The 19,318-nt window shown below is 63.1% G+C and carries 14 protein-coding genes and 1 tRNA gene; 10 read left to right on the top strand and 5 right to left on the bottom strand.

Features of this window, described 5'->3' with window-relative positions; all coding sequences use genetic code 11:
- Positions 1–22 precede the first annotated feature (22 nt).
- From E7773_RS04780 to E7773_RS04765, 4 genes are read left to right on the top strand one after another with little or no spacing between them, the layout of a single operon-like run.
- Positions 23–2,551, top strand: coding sequence for a TonB-dependent receptor (locus tag E7773_RS04780; protein ID WP_293988829.1), 2,529 nt, complete (start codon positions 23–25; stop codon positions 2,549–2,551).
- Positions 2,548–3,237, top strand: a complete 690-nt coding sequence (locus E7773_RS04775; protein ID WP_363129913.1) for a tetratricopeptide repeat protein — start codon at positions 2,548–2,550, stop codon at positions 3,235–3,237. Before E7773_RS04780 ends, E7773_RS04775 begins: the two co-directional genes overlap by 4 nt.
- Positions 3,231–3,914 (top strand): Fe2+-dependent dioxygenase, encoded by a 684-nt coding sequence (locus E7773_RS04770; protein WP_293988827.1) that lies wholly within the window; start codon positions 3,231–3,233, stop codon positions 3,912–3,914. Before E7773_RS04775 ends, E7773_RS04770 begins: the two co-directional genes overlap by 7 nt.
- An 8-nt stretch (positions 3,915–3,922) precedes the next feature.
- Positions 3,923–5,050: a PepSY-associated TM helix domain-containing protein gene (locus E7773_RS04765; RefSeq protein ID WP_293988825.1), complete on the top strand. Its 1,128-nt coding sequence runs from the start codon at positions 3,923–3,925 to the stop codon at positions 5,048–5,050.
- A gap of 142 nt (positions 5,051–5,192) precedes the next feature.
- Here E7773_RS04765 and E7773_RS04760 read toward each other — a convergent pair whose 3' ends face one another.
- Positions 5,193–9,794 carry an NAD-glutamate dehydrogenase domain-containing protein gene (locus E7773_RS04760; protein WP_293988824.1) on the bottom strand — a complete coding sequence of 1,534 codons (4,602 nt, stop codon included), beginning with the start codon at positions 9,792–9,794 and terminating at the stop codon, positions 5,193–5,195.
- 193 nt (positions 9,795–9,987) lie between these two features.
- Positions 9,988–11,229 carry a hypothetical protein gene (locus E7773_RS04755; protein ID WP_293988823.1) on the bottom strand — a complete coding sequence of 414 codons (1,242 nt, stop codon included), beginning with the start codon at positions 11,227–11,229 and terminating at the stop codon, positions 9,988–9,990.
- A 171-nt stretch (positions 11,230–11,400) separates the two neighbouring features.
- On the opposite strand from E7773_RS04755, the gene E7773_RS04750 reads away from it, so the two are divergent.
- From E7773_RS04750 to E7773_RS04735, 4 genes are all read left to right on the top strand, one after another.
- Positions 11,401–11,476, top strand: a tRNA-Thr gene (locus E7773_RS04750).
- 164 nt (positions 11,477–11,640) lie between these two features.
- Positions 11,641–12,909 carry an integrase arm-type DNA-binding domain-containing protein gene (locus E7773_RS04745; RefSeq protein WP_293988822.1) on the top strand — a complete coding sequence of 423 codons (1,269 nt, stop codon included), beginning with the start codon at positions 11,641–11,643 and terminating at the stop codon, positions 12,907–12,909.
- A 240-nt stretch (positions 12,910–13,149) separates the two neighbouring features.
- Positions 13,150–13,383: a helix-turn-helix domain-containing protein gene (locus E7773_RS04740; RefSeq protein WP_293988821.1), complete on the top strand. Its 234-nt coding sequence runs from the start codon at positions 13,150–13,152 to the stop codon at positions 13,381–13,383.
- 298 nt (positions 13,384–13,681) lie between these two features.
- Positions 13,682–14,266 carry a hypothetical protein gene (locus E7773_RS04735; protein WP_293988819.1) on the top strand — a complete coding sequence of 195 codons (585 nt, stop codon included), beginning with the start codon at positions 13,682–13,684 and terminating at the stop codon, positions 14,264–14,266.
- A gap of 7 nt (positions 14,267–14,273) precedes the next feature.
- Here the strand turns inward: E7773_RS04735 and E7773_RS15540 are convergent, their stop codons facing one another.
- Positions 14,274–14,501, bottom strand: a complete 228-nt coding sequence (locus tag E7773_RS15540) for a helix-turn-helix transcriptional regulator (RefSeq protein WP_363129879.1) — start codon at positions 14,499–14,501, stop codon at positions 14,274–14,276.
- A 128-nt stretch (positions 14,502–14,629) separates the two neighbouring features.
- Here E7773_RS15540 and E7773_RS04730 point away from each other — a divergent pair, with 128 nt between their 5' ends.
- Both E7773_RS04730 and E7773_RS04725 read left to right on the top strand, forming a co-directional pair.
- Positions 14,630–14,884 carry a hypothetical protein gene (locus E7773_RS04730; protein ID WP_293988818.1) on the top strand — a complete coding sequence of 85 codons (255 nt, stop codon included), beginning with the start codon at positions 14,630–14,632 and terminating at the stop codon, positions 14,882–14,884.
- 206 nt (positions 14,885–15,090) lie between these two features.
- Positions 15,091–15,978, top strand: a complete 888-nt coding sequence (locus E7773_RS04725; RefSeq protein ID WP_293988817.1) for a hypothetical protein — start codon at positions 15,091–15,093, stop codon at positions 15,976–15,978.
- 26 nt (positions 15,979–16,004) lie between these two features.
- Here E7773_RS04725 and E7773_RS04720 read toward each other — a convergent pair whose 3' ends face one another.
- Together E7773_RS04720 and E7773_RS04715 are read right to left on the bottom strand one after the other, a co-directional pair.
- Positions 16,005–17,105, bottom strand: coding sequence for a response regulator (locus E7773_RS04720; protein ID WP_293988816.1), 1,101 nt, complete (start codon positions 17,103–17,105; stop codon positions 16,005–16,007).
- Complete coding sequence (locus tag E7773_RS04715; protein ID WP_293988815.1) at positions 17,105–19,300, bottom strand: sensor histidine kinase; 2,196 nt, start codon at positions 19,298–19,300, stop codon at positions 17,105–17,107. The genes E7773_RS04720 and E7773_RS04715 overlap by 1 nt, the downstream gene beginning before the upstream one ends.
- Positions 19,301–19,318: the final 18 nt, after the last annotated feature.

Raw genomic sequence — 19,318 nt, 5'->3', positions numbered from 1 at the left:
AACTCCCGCAAGGGAGATAAGAGTGACTCGCAACAACGCCGCCCACCGCTTCGCCAAGCCTGCTTTTCTGGCGCTGTCGTGCGTTGGCGCGTTCGCGACGCATCCGGCGTTCGCGGCGAGCGATCCCGCTCGGGTGCCGGCGAACGACGACGATGATACCGACCGCCGCGACATCGTCATCACGGGCCAGAAGCCAAAGGATCAGACGGGCCCCAAGGATGTCGCGCCGATCGTCGATACGCCCAAGTCGATCGTCATCCTCGACAAGAGCGTAATCGAGCAGACCGGGTCGAGCTCGCTGCAGGACGCGATGCGCACTGTGCCCGGCATCACCTTCGCCGCAGCCGAGGGCGGCAACCCAATCGGCGACCGCCCCTTCATTCGTGGCTTCGACGCGCAGGGATCGATCTTCGTCGACGGCGTGCGCGATCTGGCGTCGCAGAACCGCGAAGTGTTCGCGATCGATTCGGTGCAGATCATCCGCGGGTCGGATTCGGCGCTTGGCGGGCGCGGGTCGGCTGGCGGCACGATCAACATCATCTCGCGCCTGCCGGCCCCGGGCACGTTCGGCTCGATCCTCGGCAGCGCCGGCAACGGCGATTACAAGCGCGTCAGCGGTGACCTGAACGTCGCAATCACCCCGACCGTGTCGTTCCGCGTCCAGGGCGTGTGGCACGACCAGCACGTCGTCGACCGCGACGAGATCTACAATCGGCGCTGGGGCTTCGCGCCGTCGGTCACGATCGGGGTCGGCACGTCGACCCGGCTGACCGCGAGCTATTATTACCTGGAAAGCCACGAACTGCCCGACAGCGGCATGCCGTACCTCTATGCCTGCTCGGCGACGGTCTGCAACGCGCCGGTCGGCAACACCTTCACCACGCCGGCGATCGGCAAAGTGACGTTGTTCGACGGTGCGACCGGGTTCGTGAAGCGCTCGACCTTCTACGGGCTCACTGACCGCGACTTCCGCGACACCCGCGACCAGCAGGCGATGCTCCGCGTCGAGCATGATTTTGGCGGCATCACGCTGCGCAACGTCGCGCGCTTCACCGACGATTATCAGGCGTACAGCTTCCTGCTGCCCGACGACAGCAACGGCGACGTGTTCGGCTTCCCGCTGACCGGCCCGGCGGTCAACCCTGTCGACGGCGGGGCCAAGCTGACCGGTGGCGGCTATGTCTGGCGCCGCGCCAATACGCGCTACAGCCAGACCAACACGCTGACCGACCAGATCGACCTGTACGGCAAGGTCAAGGCCGGCGGGATCGAGCACAGCTTCGCGGTCGGCGCCGAATTTTCGTGGGAAAAAGCGCGACGCGGTGCGTTCGTGCTGGCGACCGGATCCACGATCAGCCCGCGCTGCGACACGTTCACCGTGGCCCGCTATTATTGCACCAGCCTGTTCAACCCGAACCCCAACGACCCGTGGGTCAATTACGCGTCGGATACGTCGGCCGTGCGGACGCCGGTCGTGAAGGGCGCGGCCAACACCGAAACGCAGAACGACGCCAACACGATCTCCTTCTATGGGTTCGATTCGATCACGATCATGCCGTCGCTGATTTTCAACCTGAGCGCGCGCTACGACCGGTTTACCTCGACGATCACGCCGCCGTTCACCGCGGGCACGAACTCGTTCCGGCTGTCGCGCACCGACCAGCTGTTCAACTGGCAGGCGGGGCTGGTGTTCAAGCCCACCGCGGACACCAGCATCTATGCGAGCTACGCGACCGCCGCGACGCCGCCCAACACGCTGCTCGGCGAGGGGCGCGAGGACAATGCGCTACCGACCACCAACACGGTGGCCAATCTGGCGATCCTCGACAGCCTGAAGGTCCAGAAGACCAAGTCGTACGAGGTCGGCGCCAAGGCCAGCCTGTTCCGTGACAAGCTGTCGCTGTCCGGGGCGGCGTTCCAAACCGACATCGCCAACGCGCGCGTGGTCGATGCCAACAACAATCCCGCCTTCATCGGCCAGACGCGGATCCGCGGATTCGAGCTCAGCGCGAGCGGCGTGATGGTCGACGGCTGGACGGTGTTCGGCGGTTACACCTACCTCGATCCCAAGGTGATCGACGGCGGGTTCACCGCGCTGACGGCGCCAGCGATCATGAACGGAAATATCGTCGTACAGGCGGCGAAGACCGTACTCGTACCCTCGGCGAGCAACGGCAAGCAGGTGCCGCTGATCGCCAGGAACAGCTTCACCTTCACCACCAATTACCAAGTGACCAAGAAGTTCTCGTTCGGCGGCAGCGCGATCTACAGCGGGCGACAATATGGCGGCTATGCCGACAACCGCACCGCGACGCAGACCACGGCGGGTGTCGTCACCGTCACGCCCGCGACCAAGACGCTGGCGCGCGGGATCGACGGTTACTGGCGGTTCGACGCGCAGGCGCGGTACCAGCTGACGAAGAACATCGGGATCAGCGTCAACGCGCAGAACCTGACCAACAAGACCTACTTCAGCTCGGCCTTCACCAACCATTACGCGACCATCGCACCGGGGCGGACGGTGTTCGGAACGGTGGAGTTCCAGTTCTGACCGCGGTCACGCTCAGCCCCAGCCACATCATCGCCTTCGCCGAGGATGGCGAGGCGGAGGCGCAGGCGCTGTACGGCCAGATGCTGCTCGACGGCGTGCATGTCGCGCGCGACGCACAGGCCGGGTTCGGCTGGTTCCTGAAGGCGGCGGCGCAGGGGCATGCGATGGGGCTCAACATGGTCGGGCGCTGTTACGACCTCGGCTGGGGCGTGCACGTCGACAAGGCGCGTGCGGCGCAATGCTATCGCGCGGCGGCCGAGCGCGGGCTCGATTGGGCGATGTACAATTACGCGACGTTGCTCGCGCTGGGGCACGGCGTGGCCGAGGACAAGGCGGCGGCGCTGGCGTGGTTTCGGAAAGCGGCGCGGATGGGCAATGCTAAAGCGATGAACTTCGTGGGCAGTTTTTACGAAGACGGCTGGGTGGTGACGCGCGACCTCGCGAAGGCGGCGACCCATTACGCGCGCGCGGCGGAGGGCGGCGATTTCCGCGGATGCTTCAACCATGCGCGCCTGCTCGGCGACAAGGGACGGACCGAAGAGGCGCTCACGTGGATCGAGCGCGCCGGCGAGACGGCGACGCCGGCGTTCGTCGCGAAGGCGGCATCATTCCTCGACGCGTCGCCGATCCCGGCGTTCCGCGCGCGGGGCCGGTCGGCGATCGAACGCGGGGCGGCGCGATGCTGATCGCGGTCCCCGACGTGCTCGGCGCAGCCGGGCTTGCCAAGGTCCGCGGCGTGATCGACGGCGCCGACTGGATCGACGGCAACGCGACCTCGGGGCATCAATCCGCGCTCGCCAAGCGGAACGAACAAGTGCCGGAGGATTCGGCCGCCGCGCGCGAAGCGGGGTCGCTTGTGCTCGACGCGCTGTCCGCGGCACCCCTGTTCGTCGCCGCGGCACTCCCGCTAAAGGTCTATCCGCCGCTGTTCAACCGCTACGCCGGCGGCGACACGTTCGGCGCCCACGTCGACAGCGCGATCCGCATCCGGCGCGGGTCGGATTTCCGCGTGCGCAGCGACCTTTCCGCGACGCTCTTCCTCGTCGATCCCGACGGCTATGACGGCGGCGAACTGGTGATCGAGGATTCGTTCGGCGAACAGCGCGTCAAGCTCCCCGCCGGGCATATGGTGCTCTATCCGGCGTCGAGCGTGCACCGCGTCGAGCCGGTGACGCGCGGGGTCCGCATCGCATCATTCTTCTGGGTCCAGTCGATGGTCCGCGACGATGGCGCGCGGCGCATCTTGTTCGAGCTCGACCAGGCCGTGCAGGACATCGCGTCGCGGCTCGGCGAGGACGACCCGGCCGCGGTGCGGCTGACTGGGACCTATCACAACCTGCTGCGCCGCTGGGCCGAGGCATAAGGACGGAAATGACGAAAATCGGCCTGCGTAACGCTTGGTTTCTGGTGCACAAATGGATCGGACTGAGCCTCGCGGTGCTGATCATCCCGCTCTGCGTCACTGGCGCGGCACTGGTGTGGGACGAAGCGCTCGACCATGTTCTCAACCCGCAGCGGTACGCGGTCGGCGCCGGCCCGTCGCTCGCCCCCGACACGCTCGCCGCGGCGGCGCAGCGCGCGGCCGGCACTGCGCGGCTGGCGACGCTGAAACTGCCGGCCGAGCCCGGCGCCCCGGCGATCGCGTCGACCGGCCCGGCGCCGAGCAAAACGCAAGGGCCAGCCCCACGGACCAACGTTTATCTCGACCCCGCGACCGGGAAGGTGCTCGACGTCGCGAACAGCCGATCGGGCGCAGTGATGGTCATGCACCAGATCCACGGCACGATGCTGATCCCGGTCTGGGGCCGTCCGCTCGTCGGCTGGCTGGGCGTCGCGATGCTTTTCTCGTGCTTCACCGGGCTGTGGCTGTGGTGGCCGACCGTGGGCAGCTGGGTGCGGGGCCTACGCTGGCGGCGGCACCGCAATCTCGACACCAATCTGCACCATCTGTTCGGCTTCTGGATCGCGTTGCCGCTCTTCGTCCTGTCGCTGACCGGGGCGTGGATCAGCTTCCCCGCGTTCTTCGGGCCGCTCGTCGGCGAAAACGGCCGCGCGATGGGATTCAGCGCCGAACGCGCGGCGATGAACCGGGCGCAGCCGCTCGCCGTTGTGCACACGCCGCTCAAAAGCGCGATCGACGGCGCGCTTGCGCTGACCCCCGGCCAGGTCACGCAGATCGGCTGGCCGACCGATTACAAGGCGGTGTGGCAAGTCGCGGTCAAGCCGGCGAAGGGCAAGCCCGCGACGGTCGCGGTCGACGACACCACCGGCCGCGCGGCACTCGCACCCGACGTCAATCGCGGCCAAGCGGGCGTGGCGCGTTTAATGCGACAGATCCACGACGGCACCGGCATGGGCATCGTGTGGCAAGTGATCATCTTCGTCGGTGGGCTGTTGCCGGCAATCCTCGCGATCACCGGGGCGATCATGTGGTGGCGCGCGCGGGGGTGGAAAGGCGAGCTCGCCGCCCGGAAGCAGCGCAAGCTGCTAACGGACTAAGCGGCGAGCGCGGCCGGCGTCGCTTTGCCACGCCGCGTTTCAACTGCTGCCCGCCGCGGCAAAGCCGCGTCGTCGGACCTCGCATTCGCGAGGCCGGCCGGACTTGCCGGTCTCGCGCGCTGCTTCGCTACGCGCGTGCCGGCTAGCGTCCCAACAGCACCCGCGCCTGCCCGGCAATCTGCGCGAGCATCGCCGCGTTCGGTGCGGCCGCGGTGCGCGCGCGGTCGACCACGCCCTTGAACTGCGCGACGCGGTCGCAATTGACGCCGAGCCATTCGCCGACCGCGCTCTCCGGATCCTTGCCGCCGGCGCGCTCGAGGAATTCGAGGCGGAGCTGCTGGAAATCGCGCGCGAGGCCCGCGATGAGCAAGCGCTCCCACGGATCGCTCGACACGATCCGCGCCGCATTGGCCTGCGCCCAGTCGAGCCCGAGCGCTTGCCCCAGATGCGTGAACGCGCGCGTCAGCACGGTTTCGTCGATTCCGGTTTCGGCGCCCAGATCGGCCAGCCCGACCGCGCCATCGAGCTCGAACAGCCGCACGACCTTCTTGGCCAGCGCCGCCGGGGCGCCCGCCGCTTGCAGGTTCGCCGAAATCCGCGCGCTCTGCGTCGAGGCTTCCTCGAGCAGCAATTGCTTGGTCTGGCGGTCGAGCGCGGTGACGCCCTTGCCCAGCCGCGCCAGCGCCGCACCGGGGCTGGTGCCCGGCTTGGTCACGCGCAACAGGTCGGCGATCTGGCTGCGCACCGCGACCGCGACCTCGTCGAACAGCGCGAGGCGCCCGGCCTCGGGCATCGCGGTGGTCTCGATCTCGGTCCACAGCGTGCCGAGGTCGTACAACCGCTCGACCACGACGAACATCGCCGCGATGTCGCCCATCGCCGCGCCTTCTTCCTCGGCCAGTTCGAACGGGTGGAGCACGCCGAGCCGGTTGATTATCCGGTTGGCGAGCTTGGTCGCGACGATCTCGCCACGCAGACGATGCTCGTCGATCGCGGTGGCGAACTTCTTGCGCATCGCGGGCGGGAAGGCGGCGTGGAGGTCGGCGCGGAGCTCGTCGTCGGTGCCCAACGTAGTGTGCTCGATCGCGTCCTGCAGCGCGAGCTTGGCGGTTGCGAGCAGCACGGCGAGCTCGGGGCGAGTCAGCCCATGCCCCTCGGCCTCGCGCCGCAACAACGTGCCGTTGTCGGCCAGCCCCTCGACCACGCGGTCGAGCCGCCCGGCGCTTTCGAAAATCTCGATCAGCCGGACATAGCTCGGCAGTGCCTGCGCGCCGTCCTGCTCCATGATCGACAGCGCGAGCGTCTGGAGGCGGTTATCCTCGAGCACCAAGTGCGCGACGTCGTCGGTCATCGACGCGAGGAAGGTGTTGCGCTTGTCGAAGGTCAGGCGTTTCTCGGCCATCTCGCGGTTGAGCGCGATCTTGATGTTGACCTCGTTGTCCGAGCAATCGACGCCCGCCGAATTGTCGATGAAGTCGGTGTTGATCCGCCCGCCGCGGCTCGCGAACGCGATGCGGCCGGCCTGCGTCACGCCGAGGTTGGCGCCTTCGCCGATCGCGGTCGCGCGCAATTCCTCGGCGTTGACGCGCAAGCGGTCGTTGGCGGGGTCGCCGACCTCGGCGTGGTTCTCCGACGCCGCCTTAACATAGGTGCCGATGCCGCCGAACCAGATCAAATCGGCGGGCGATTTGAGGATCGCGGAGATCAGCGCCGCCGGTTCGAGCTCGTCCTCGGCGATGTCGAGCGCCGCCTTGACCTCCCTCGACAGCGGAATCGTCTTGGCGGTGCGCGGGAACACGCCGCCACCCTTCGAGATCAGCGCCTTGTCGTAATCTTCCCAGCTCGACCGCGGCAGCGCGAACATGCGCGCACGCTCGGCCCAGCTCGCCGCGGGATCGGGATCGGGATCGAGGAAGATGTGGCGGTGGTCGAACGCCGCCACGACCTTGAGCGTCTGCGACAGCAACATGCCGTTGCCGAACACATCGCCCGACATGTCGCCGCACCCGACAACGCGGATCGATTGTGTCTGCACGTCGACCCCGCGTTCGGCGAAGTGACGCTGGACCGACACCCACGCGCCCTTGGCGGTGATGCCCATCGCCTTGTGGTCGTAGCCGTGGCTGCCGCCGCTCGCAAAGGCGTCGCCCAGCCAGAAGCCGCGCTCGGTCGCGATCGTGTTGGCGACGTCGCTGAACGTCGCGGTGCCCTTGTCCGCGGCGACGACGAAATAGGGATCCTCGGCGTCGTGGATCACCACGCCCGCTGGATGCACGACTTTGCCCTCGACGATATTGTCGGTGACCGACAGCAAGGTACGGATGAAGATGCGGTAGCTTTCGGTCCCTTCGGCGAACCAGGCATCGCGATCGACCGCGGGCGAGGGGAGCTGTTTGGGATAGAAACCGCCCTTGGCGCCGGTCGGCACGATCACCGCATTCTTGACGCGCTGCGCCTTCATCAGCCCGAGGATCTCGGTGCGGAAGTCGTCGCGCCGGTCGGACCAGCGCAGGCCCCCTCTGGCAACAGGCCCGGCGCGCAAATGGATGCCCTCGACGCGCGGGGAATACACCCAGATCTCGCGCCACGGTAGCGGGGCGGGGAGGCCCGGCACCTTGTGGCTGTCGAGCTTGAACGCCAACGCTTCGTCGGCGGCGGGGGTGAAGGCATTGGTGCGGAGCGTCGCCGCCACCACACCCTTGATCGCACGCAGAATACGGTCGTCGTCGATCGCCGAAACCTGGTCGAGCCCCTTGGCGATCGCCTTGTCGGCGAGCGCGACGCCGTCGCCGCGTGTCCCGTCGGGCGCGTGCGCGGCGAAGAAGCGGTCGATCAGCGCCTGCGCCACTTGCGGAGCGCGCCGCAGCGCGTCGACCACGGTCGACAGGCCGTAGCTCATCCCGCCCTGACGCAGGTAACGGAACCATGCGCGCAGCAACACGACCGCGCGCGGGTCCATCTTCGCGTCGAGGATCAGGCGGTTGAAGGCGTCGTTCTCCGCGCGCCCTTCGAGCACCGCGGCGATCGCGTCCTCGAGCACGGTCCAGTCGCTCGGCTCGACGGTCGCAGCCGCGATCGGCTCGACCATGAAGTCGTGGACGAAGCCTTCGTTCTCGTCGGCGAGCTGGGTCGGCACTTCCTCGACCACGCGGAACCCGAAATTCTCGAACACCGGCACCGCGTCCGACAACGCCACCGCGCCGCCGAAGCGATAGAGTTTGAGCCGCAGCTCATCGCCCGAGCGGAATATCCGCACCGATCGGTCGTCGTTGCCCTCCAGCCGCGCCAGCCGCAGGATGTCACGCGCGCCTTCGTCGGCCGAATTGTTGGTGCGATAGGTCTGCGGGAAGCAATTGGCGAAGCGCAGCGCGAGCCGGGTTGCGCGCGCCGGATCGGTGTCGGCCAGCGCCGCTTCGACCCCCGGGGCCCAACCGCGCATCATCCGCGCGAGGCGCAGGTCGAGCGCGGCTTCGTCGGGCATCTGCGAATTGCCACGCAGGTCGATCGTATATCGGATCATCGCGACGACATCGTCCATCGCCACCGCCCAGTTGAGCAGCCCGCCATTGGCCGCCTCGGCCAGCATCTCGCCGATCGCCCGCCGCCGCGCGGTGGTCAGCTCGTCGCGCGGCAGCCAGACGAACGCGAACAGATGCCGCCCGAGGATCGACTGCGCCAGCACCAGCTTGGGGCGCGGCCGGTCGGCGAGGCTCATCGCGGTCAGCGCGACATCCTCCAGCGCTTGCGGCGTGAACGCGATCAGGATGTCGTGCGGCAGCGTGGTCAGCGCGTGCTCGAGCGCCTTGCCGGCATGCCCCTTGGGGTCGAATCCGAACTTGGCCTGCAAATCGGACAGCCGGGTGCGCAGCAGTGGGATGTCGTCGGGCGGGGTGTTGAGCGCGCTGCTGGTCCACAGGCCGGCATGGATCGACAGTCCGCTGACCATGCCGCCGTCGCGGATCGGCACGACCACCAGGTCGAGCGGGATCTGGCGATGCACGCCCGAGATGAAGTTGGACTTGAGTAGCAACGGCGCGTCGTTGCCGCCTTCGAACCATTTGACCGCCAGCGCGCGCGACGCTTCGGCCAGGATCGGCACGTCGTGCTTGTTGCGGCAGATACCGAGCGGCGCCTTCGCCCCCGCCTCGCGCCCGAACCGCGCATGGCCGAGCAAGGTAAAGTGGCGATCTAGGAACCAGTCGAGCAACGCCGCGCCTTCGCCGCTCAGTGTCTTCGCGTCGGCGGCCATCGCGGCCTGCAACGGCACCCAGTCGTCGACCGCGGCGCGGACGTCCTTCAGGTTCGCCTCGAGCGCGGTGACCAGGCTACGCCGCTCGCGCGCGTCGGCGCGTTCCATCTCGATATAGATCATCGATTCGGCCGCGCCCTCGCCGACCGCCATCAGTCCGCCGCTCTGGTCGCGCGTGACTGGCACCACCGGATGGATGATGCGATCGACCGCGATGTCGTGCGCGGCGATCGTCGCCGCGATCGAATCGACCAGGAACGGCATGTCGTCGTTGACGATCGCGACGCGCATGCGGCGGTTGGGATCGCTCGCCGCGATCGGCTCGATCACCATCACCGGCGCGCCGGGCGGGCGGTTGTACGCCGCGGTCGCGACGAAGTTCGCCGCTTCGGTCCGTTCCGCCTTGCCGAACCCTTCTAGTTCCCCCGGCAACGCACCCTTGATCAATCGATCCGCGAGCGCGTCCGACAGCGATTTCAGCGAAGTCTTGGCCATGGCGCAGCCCTACGCCGGGGCGGCGCGAGGCTCAAGGTTCGTTTCAGATGTTACGTTTGCTTTTGACGCGCTCACGCGCGTAATGCGGCACCGGCCCACTCCCCCACCCAACCACCCAGTCAGTGTATTTTATGGGCGGTCGGGTGGGGGAGTGGGCCGGTGCCGTCTCGGCAAGCGCAGCTTGCCGCAAAGCTCAATCAGCGGCCTTGAGCGTCCTGGCCGCGAGTCCCTTGTCGTTCGCCACCGAGGCGACGATGTCGACCGTACCTTCGCCGGTAGCCCGGCCGAGCAGCACGACGAGCTCGCCCGCTTCCAGCCCCGTCGCGAACTCGACGCTCGCCAGCACCAGCCGCTCGGCGATGTCGGCCAAGGGGTCGCGTGCCTCGGGCTTGCCCGGGTTGCGCGCGGAACGCTCGGCCGCGACCACGGCCTTGATCCCGCCCTCGACGGTTTCGAGCACTTGGGTCAATTGCCCCATGGCAATGGCGTGGCGGCGCGCGTGGCTCAGCACCGCCGCGAATTCGGTCAGCCGCGCTTTGTCGTAATCGGCCCCGAACACGAGCTTCGCGACCGCGGTCATCGGCGCGCGTTCCTGAACGACGACACCCGCATCCTCGAGCAAATCGCGATAGCCATCGGCGTCCTGATCGGCGGCAAGCCCGAAATCGTGCGCGCGGCCCAGCGCGCGGTAGAGCGCGGCGCGGCTGCGCGTGTCGGCGGCGGTGGCAGCAGTGGCGGACTCGCGCGCCTGGTGGAGCTTGCCGGCGAGATCGTCGGCTTCCGGCGCCGCTTCGGCCGCGGGACCGTCGGCCCACACGGGTGCTGCGGCAACAGGCTTGGGCGCGGCGCGCAAGGCGGCGTCGACCTCGGCGTCGAGCCCGGCCTGCGTCGCGGCGTCGACCATCTCCTTCCAGTTGATCACGCCGTAGATGAAATCGATCGTGTCGTCGTTCGACGAGAATGGCATCAATATGCCGCGATACATCGTGTTGTGCCCGCGAATCCCGACGAACTCCGCCTCGAACCCGATCGGCGCGCGGTTGGCGATGATCTGGAGGTAATGATCGGTCAGCCGTGACAGCAAAGAGCGGCTCGGCACCTGGCTGATGTGCGTGATCGAACTGTCGTGCCCCGTCTCCTCCCGCAAGGCGGTGCCGAGATAGGCGATCTTGGGATCGTCGACGCCCTTGGTGAAATCGAGCAGCACCGAATGCGGCCCGAAATCGGCGATGTTGGCGGGATCGAGGTCCTCGATCGACGGATAGGCCCGGCCGCGCAGCAGCGACACCCAATGGTTGTAGGCGCGCACGTGCATGCGCCGCTCGTCGGTGCCGATCGCGGCGGGCGTCGGCTCGTCGAGCGCCGCATCCGATGCGCCGCCGGCCAGTTCTTCGGCGTCATCCCTGTCCTCGTCGAAGCCGCGCTGCGTGTCCATCCACCAGTCCCCACGGGCGTCCGTCGCCCCTTCATCCGCGCGTTCTGCGCCCGGCGTGGTAAACGTTACGTAAACCGGTTTGCCGCTTCGAACCGGGGAGCGGCAGTCGGCCTTGTCAGGTCACAACGGACCTGATAATCGCCGCCGCCTTGCCGCGCCGAAGCGCGCGGGGCCGCCTTAGCTCAGCTGGTAGAGCATCGCATTCGTAATGCGGGGGTCACAGGTTCGAGTCCTGTAGGCGGCACCACCCTTCCATTCGCCAACGTCCGCGAATGATTGAGAAAACCACGGAAATCTGCTAAAAATGGCATCGGCCTGATCGCTGGTGTTCGCATTTGTTCGCCTGCAATCAGTCGATTTTGGGGGCCACGGTGGGGGCCTCTCAAACTGACAAGAAAGGCGTGGCCCCCAATGGCTCTTACGAATGCGAATCTCCGCAACGCCAAACCAAGGGCCGCGCCCTACAAACTGTCGGACGAAAAGGGGCTATTTCTCCTTGTCCAACCGTCAGGCGGAATGCTTTGGCGCATGAAATATCGCGTCGATGGCCGCGACGCAGAGGGTAATGCGAAGCGCGTCGAGAAAAAGCTATCACTCGGCACCTATCCCGAGATTGGCCTTAAAGACGCGCGGGAGCGCAGAGACGCAGCCCGCAGTCTGCTTGCGCAGGGCAAAGACCCGGCTGATGAAAAGCGCCGCGAACAGCAGGCTAAGCGGCTTGGCGCCGTTAATACGTTCGGCGCCGTCGCCAAAGCGTGCATTGAGAAGAACCGGCGCGATGGACTGGCGGAAGCCACGATCAGGAAACGCGAGTGGTTCGCGAGTCTCGTCGGAAAGTCCCTTGGCGCTCGCCCTATCGCTGAAATCGCGCCGTTTGAAATACTCGACGCTGTGCGTCCGTTTGAAGCGGCCAGGAACGACGAGAAGGCTCACCGAACGCTGCAGTTCGTCGGGCAAGTTTTTCGCCATGCCGTTGCGAACCAATTGGCGCCTTCGGACCCAACGCGCGATTTGCGAGGCGCCTTGGCCGCTCGGAAGCCTAAGCACCACGCGGCTATCCTCGATCCTAAGAAAGCGGGCGAATTACTACGCGCGATGGACGGTTATGAAGGTCACCCGCTGACGCTTTACGCCTTGCAGCTATCGGCGATCCTGTTCGTCCGGCCGGGCGAATTGCGGCAGGCCGAATGGGCCGAGATCGACGATATTGGGGCAATATGGCGGATACCGGCGGGGAAAATGAAAAGTCGCGTCGAACACGTAGTGCCGCTGCCTAAACAGGCTATCGGTCTTCTTAGAAAGGCGCGGGAGCTAAGCGGGAATGGGCGCTACGTGTTCCCTTCGATGCGCTCTGGCCTCCGCCCTATGTCAGAAAACACCATCAACGGTGCCTTGCGGCGACTAGGCTTTACCGGCGACGAAATGACGGCTCATGGCTTTAGAGCGATGGCAAGCACATTGCTCAACGAAAGCGGCAAATGGTCGTCAGACGCCATCGAACGCGCGCTTGCTCATAAGGACCGCGACGCGATCCGTGCGGCCTATCACCGAGGCGCTCATTGGGCCGAGCGGGTGGAAATGGCGCAGTGGTGGGCAAATTACCTTGAGCGTTTGCGTGTCGGAGCCGAGATCGTCCCCATTCGAGCGAACAAAGCGCACCGCCAATTTGCGCCCAAGTGAACGCATCAGGACGACTGCAATCTTTTGCGATTGACACCAACTCAGGACGATCGCACGTTACACCAACCTCCGGGGAGGATACCCCCGACCGTTCCCGAGAAAACGAAACTCGGGTGCATGTCGAGATAGGCTCGGGCTGCTGCTCGAAAACTCGTCTTACCGAACGGAAGCGGCCACCGCTCGGGACATGAATTGCTGCGAGGGTTTCGCCCTCTGACGTGACGCAGCCTCGTCCACTGCATGAACCAGCAATCACAGAGCCCGCTTGCGATGACTATCCCGCTGCGGCGCTTCTCGGAGGCGAAAATGGATCAATTGCTTGCACTGCGGATTAATGATGCCGCTCGCGCGTTGGGGGTCGGGCGTACCCACCTCTACCGACTGATCAACGAAGGAAAAATCGAAACTATCCAACTTGGCCGGCGCCGCTTGGTGAAAGCGGCTTCGCTGAGAAAGCTTATCGAGGAAGGATAAGCTCCTTTCGCATAAGATTGTTCGCCGAGCACCTGGCTTAGCGCGGGTGGCATTCTTAAGCGTCTGAAAGCCACGTCGCGCTACCCAGCCGGCAAATATTCGATTTTTTTCATAGTCGGCCCGGCGGAAAAATTTTTGGGCTTCTGACAAGCCGATCACACTCGTCAGCGCCCATTTTCTTGGTGAGCAACTCCGACATCGTGACAGGCTGCTCAAGCTCTCAACCAAGCAGATGCCTATTCGCGCAGACACGTTGGGGTGCTCGGGCTGACCCTTTCCTAGCAAATTCGAGGATCAGATGGATATTTACGAGTGCAACGAGCGCTTCGGCATCACCCTAAAAAAACTCCGGCTCATGCGCAGCGAGGGCATACTCAAACTTGAAGGAGACAAGACGCCGAAATATTGGCGCCAGGTAGTTTACGACATCAAGAAAGGAAAAATGTCAGCGCGATCCATAGCGTTGGCCTATCGTTATCCCGGTCAGCTCGAAAAAATTGTGAAGCTGACGTTGCGTGACCGTGGCGTCATTGCAGATCACTTTGCGGATGTCGAATTTCCGCCTGACGCTCTCCAGATAGACATGAATTTTCCCGCTCCGATAGGCGCTATCGAAAAACACGTGATGCTGACCGGGCAATTCATAAGGGCGGTTCAGCAAATTATCCCTAACCATCATGTGAGCTATTACTACGTGGCCGCGAGATTACTGCTTTTCACATGCGATACGGATTTTCGCATCAATCTGATGTCTGAACAGTTGGCGCGTGCGTTTGCTAGCATCAGAGACGAAGAGGCTATGCGAGGCTGGTGGCATACCGAGCCGGGTAAATACCACCAAGAGTCGACCATCTACCATCGACCCGCGCACTACGATCTCTAGATAGGTGTTAGGACGCCATTACCGGAATTCCAGCGGTGAGAGTTGCGACGTCGCATTTCATGGCTCGACATAATTTCACCAACGCCACGAAGGTGAGATTATGCTCTCCGCGTTCAATTCGGCCCACGTAGCTTCGATCCAATCCGGCTTCGTGGGCCAAACCCTCCTGTGACATGCCAAGCTCTCGCCGCTTTGCACGAATTCGCTTTCCGAGAATGTCGAGATAAGGGTCCACCTGCCCATCTCACGGGCATGGTGATTATCGATCCACGGCGTATTAATCCCCTTGTTAACAATTTGGCTTATTTTTCTGGACGGTGGAAATCAATGGGATTTCTACGTTGATGTGACTGGAATGCCGAAATGCTGGAAATCGCCGGTGGAATTTTGCTCGCCGTAGCTGTGTTGGCGGTGCTTATGGTGGCGTTTCGGTATGTCGTCCTAGCGCTGTCAGCCGGATTTTGCATAACACTCGTTGTTGGGGCTTGGCTGCTACTCTCTTCAGAAATGGGCGGATGGTGGGCGACGATATTGCTTTCTACCGGGTTCGGCGTTTGGTTCTGGATGGTCAATCACGACAGACGAATTGAGCGCCTCGGTGAGGCCAGCCCCGACTGATCTGCGCGAGCAACCCGCACTGCCCGTTATCTTACGGCGACCCCCACTGCCTATGTGCTAGACGTTGGGCGTCAACATCGGCGTATCGCCCAGCACGCGGCGAAAACTCCGATTAGTAGTGTGTGGGGGGGGGCTGGGCGCCTAGCCTCGTGCTCTACTGCTGGGTAGGTAGCTAAGGCACTCTAGTTGAAAGTTGTTGTGGGCCGGTGCCCGAGCAAGAACACATTTTTCAGGCGCAGAGAGCGTGGGCCGAAAAAAGCCTGTTCACGCTTCGAAGCTTTTTGCCGCTAATGGCGCCAGTTGGCGGCTATGCTTGGGGGAATGCGGAACGCCGAACGATTGGCGAGCTTGCATCCGCGACGGCGCGTGCATCTGAAAGTGCGTTACTCCTATGTGCCTATGGTCAGCTGTGGGACGCCGAGGTGCTTGTCCGCTCGGTTTTGGAGGGGACGCTTAAATTTGCTTACTTACTTCAGTCGCACGAGACCTTCGCCGTCCGACATCGCGAATATTCGCAGGATTTGTTCGAGCTCGCACTGCTGAAGGACCACCAGAAAGCGGTCTCACTACTCGCGGCAACAAGCGATCCTGACGCGCCTGACTGGCAGCCGATACGTGACCGGCTATTACCCGATGACGAGCGCGACCAGCTCAAGCAGTCGATGACACCCGCTGCGCGCCGCGATCTCGAACGGCGATGGGGATTTACTGGCCTTGTCGGTGAACTGGAGCGCTCCAATGATCCGCTGTTCAGACACATAGGAGCTACCGCCTTCGCATATGCGATGGCGAGCCATATACAGCACGTCGATGCGATAGGATCGTCTATCCCCCTCGAACGCGACCTGCGCGGAGAAGAGAGAAGAGAGACAATCCAGATGGCGCATGTCGGCCGGCTTGCTGGCGACCCACTGCGATTTATGTTTTTGCGGCTTGCTGTCGGCTATCGTTTCACCGGCGCTGACCGGTCGCCCCTTGTTGAGGTGAAGGCGGCAATTGACCGTGAGGCGGCGCAATTCCAGCAAGCATATCGAGAATGGATGACGACAGAATATCCTGACGCTGATTTTTACACCGGTCCTTCGCCAGAATGAATAGCTAATTGGAGCCTTCTGCGTCGTTACGATGCGAAATGTGCGATATCCAGATTGGGCTGGCCTGCGCGACTAATGTAGGCTCCAAATCGCTGCACTAGGTTGGAAAGAAACGCAGCGGAAAGCGATGCCAGCCGTTTGTCCAGTGCGGCTTGCAGGTCGCCGATCGGCATCGACTGAAGCTGCCCGAACTCCACGAGCAACGGTTTTTTTTCACCAGGCAGCGGTGGCAGAAAATGCTGCGATACGCCCCGATTCTGATTGATCAGGCTCGCAAAAAATTTGCCTGCCGCCTCCTTTTTGTTTTTGCTCGCCTCTCCACTGACGGCTTCCAAGTGGGCCTCCCAGTCCGTGATGCCCTCACTAATTTTGCAAAGCAGAACGTTGGGTATTTTCCCGGTCGCCATATCGCACTGCGGCGAAAGAACGATCCATACCCCATCGTCAAACCGGAAAATATCTCCCGTGTGCGCGCGCTTGTCATAGACCGCGGGCTTCACATAAGTTTCGAACGGATGCCATAATATGCTGCCCTCGCCATCGGCGCCGAGCAATTCGGCCATATGGCTAACATATTGCCGGGCCACCATCTTGGATAGCTGGTCGCCATCGACTTTGTTTAGCGCTGCAAACTGACCCCATTGCGGCCATAGACGTTTGAGAAATACGTCAGCCGCCGAAGCTTCGATTTCGGCTTTCGCGTGCGCGAGCACCTCCATCATCGCCCATTGCTCGCCGAGCCATTCGATAACGGTTTTATAGACGTTGTCGTCACCCTTGTCGAATTGTCTGACTAGCTCGATCCCACGAAGATCGTCCGAAACCTCTGCTTGGTTGGCTGTCACGAGTGCGACAGGAACGCCGCGGTTGCGCATCGTGGCGAGGGCTAGGCTGTTGCCAACCGTTGCTGACGGCTTTCCCCCGGCGCCACGTGGAAGGCGCAAATCGAACAGCGCGCAGTCAAATCGACGGCTCTCCAGCGCGGACTTGACTTCGGCTTCAGACTTGACGGCCTCGATAGCAAATTCTTTGCCGTTCGCTTTTTCTGCTTCATTCCAGTCGCCGACGGCTGTTTCCATGCGGTCGCGTGACCCTTCGTCATCCTCAGCAAACAGGATTCTACGCATCAGGATTTCCCCCCTGTCACTAAGCTAGGAAACCGGATTTCGAAGCGTGCTCCGGTTTCATGTTCCAAATCGTAGGCCAGCGTCGCGCCCGACCTCGCCAAAGCTTCGCGAGCGATGTTTAGACCCAGCCCGGTGCCACCTTCCTTCAAGGTGAAGCCTACGTCGAAAATCGATTCCACGAATTCTCGCGAGATGCCCGGACCATTATCTTCAATGCCGAACACAACAACGCCTTCACCGGGCGACAGTGTAGTCAGGACATGTGGGTCTTTGACGCGCGCATCGTCCAGCCAATGTACGGCGTTTCCAAAAAGGTTGACGAGGGCGGTGGCGAGATCATCCTTATACCCTACAACCTCCGTGATTTTCTCGGGATTTTGCACTTCGAATTCGACCTCACTTGAGGAGAAAATGTCGCGTGCAGCGTGGATTACATTGACCGGATTGAACGTTTCCGGCGCCCCCCGCTTGCCACCGGAAAGCGGTCGGAGACTGGCGAATAGATTTGCTAGTTTCTCGCCAGAGGTCACCATTAGCGGGAGTTTTTTGTCGAACTCTCCTTTGGCCTTATCGAACCTCTCGCCTCGCACGCCAAACAGGTCTGGATAGAAGCTTTTTAGGCGGGCGGCCGTTTCCGCGAGATAGCGCGCCGGGGGTGATCCTTCGTGCAGGACCTCGCCCAAAATGGCGCCAAGTGATGAGCTGGCCTCCAGCAGGCGCTGTCGTTCTTCGAGCTGACCTAGCTTGTCCGAAAGTAAGTTTTCTTGGCGATCTATCAGCTTTTCAGCAACTTCGAGTTCTGCCGGCTGAAGCGATCCCAAGGCTTCCCGGATGCTTTTTAGACTGGTCAGTTGCCGCACTTCGTCAAAAGTAGTCGATCGCGCTCGCGATAGCCCGGCTTTCTCCCTGAATTGCTGTCGGCGGGGCTCCACGACGCGCGCAAGCAGCTTCGTTATCAGGCGCCCGAGTCTGACAAATGCGCCGTTCTGTTCGAAACCCTCCCGGCTGCTGCGTTCGATGAGATTGGACGATTTTTCATCGCCAACCGTCACATAACCTGCGATCTGATTGTGGCCGATCCGAAGCGATGGGTCTTGGACGCGGCGACGATCAAGGGTTAGCCAGTCGTTCTCAGCGTCCCCGTATGGCCGCACTCTAAATCCGGTCCGATAGATCGCAACTCCTGCGATGCTATCGAGAATCTGGCGAGCTTGGCCCGCAGTGAGGTCACCTAAACCGGCAGCGCGAAGATTGTTTTTTAGCGCATCGGCTTCTCGATCGAATATGAATAGCCTTACATCGACGTCGCCGGTGGGCGCCTCGTCTTTCTCAAGAGGAATCGATAGTTCGACATCGACTGGGCCTTGACCCCCTCGCCGTATCTGGAAGGTGCCGCGAAACTTTCCTTCAGCGTCAAAATGGCCTGCAAGTTCATAGTCACAAGCTGAAAGAAGCGGGACCGGCTCAATTCGGACCGGCTCGCCTGCAAGGGCATTAACACCGCCAACGATCGCTGACCCGTTGAAACCGCATGTCTCTTCGGTGCAGGCGGAAAGGTCCAAAAACACCTCAAACGCCGACACGGCATCGCCTGTCATAATCGGTGATATCAACCGCCGTAGTTCGAGGTGCAGTCGCTCCATTTTCGTCTGCGACCACGTCTCGTTGAGATCCATAATCTCGATCAGCGTTCCGGTCGGACCGTCCGTCTGCCTTTCGAGATAGTCGATCTTGACGTCCGACAGGTATCGGTCCGCAGTGAAGATTGACCAGTCAATTTCGGGAATAAGTATTTCGGTGCGCGTTCCCTCCCGTTCGCTGACGGAATTTAGAGCCATCCGCTGACCAAGCTTGGCAGCAGCAAAACGCCCGATGCCCTTCGAACCCATCATTCGCCGGTTGCGCGCAGGCGAAATCCTCACTTCGAGTTTGGACGCGGTGGCGGGCTCCATCCATTTGTCCCGAATATCCGACAACGCCATCCCGTGTCCGTCGTCTGATATTTCGATCCGGCCGTGTCCCTCGGACAGTGGGGGTACAAATTTGATGGTGACCTTGCTGGCGTCGGCATCATAGGCGTTTTTTACGAGTTCGATGACGGCCGCTTCGGGGCCGCTGATAAGCTGGTCGCCGATGGTCCGAATGATGCGCGCTCTGGGTCTGAATTCCAGAATGTTGGCGGCATCGTCAGTCATAGCGGGTGGGCTTCGTCA

Source organism: Sphingomonas sp. (assembly GCF_004799495.1).
GTDB lineage: Bacteria > Pseudomonadota > Alphaproteobacteria > Sphingomonadales > Sphingomonadaceae > Sphingomonas.
This window is presented reverse-complemented; position numbering and strand designations above follow the sequence as displayed.

Excerpts from the sequence above, each read along its gene's own strand:
- E7773_RS04770 (WP_293988827.1), top strand. The coding sequence starts at position 3,231 with ATGCTGATCGCGGTCCCCGACGTGCTCGGCGCAGCCGGGCTTGCCAAG.
- E7773_RS04765 (WP_293988825.1), top strand. The coding sequence starts at position 3,923 with ATGACGAAAATCGGCCTGCGTAACGCTTGGTTTCTGGTGCACAAATGG.
- E7773_RS04760 (WP_293988824.1), bottom strand. The coding sequence starts at position 9,794 with ATGGCCAAGACTTCGCTGAAATCGCTGTCGGACGCGCTCGCGGATCGA.
- E7773_RS04755 (WP_293988823.1), bottom strand. The coding sequence starts at position 11,229 with ATGGACACGCAGCGCGGCTTCGACGAGGACAGGGATGACGCCGAAGAA.
- E7773_RS04745 (WP_293988822.1), top strand. The coding sequence starts at position 11,641 with ATGGCTCTTACGAATGCGAATCTCCGCAACGCCAAACCAAGGGCCGCG.
- E7773_RS04740 (WP_293988821.1), top strand. The coding sequence starts at position 13,150 with ATGAACCAGCAATCACAGAGCCCGCTTGCGATGACTATCCCGCTGCGG.
- E7773_RS04735 (WP_293988819.1), top strand. The coding sequence starts at position 13,682 with ATGGATATTTACGAGTGCAACGAGCGCTTCGGCATCACCCTAAAAAAA.
- E7773_RS04730 (WP_293988818.1), top strand. The coding sequence starts at position 14,630 with ATGCTGGAAATCGCCGGTGGAATTTTGCTCGCCGTAGCTGTGTTGGCG.
- E7773_RS04720 (WP_293988816.1), bottom strand. The coding sequence starts at position 17,105 with ATGCGTAGAATCCTGTTTGCTGAGGATGACGAAGGGTCACGCGACCGC.
- E7773_RS04715 (WP_293988815.1), bottom strand. The coding sequence starts at position 19,300 with ATGACTGACGATGCCGCCAACATTCTGGAATTCAGACCCAGAGCGCGC.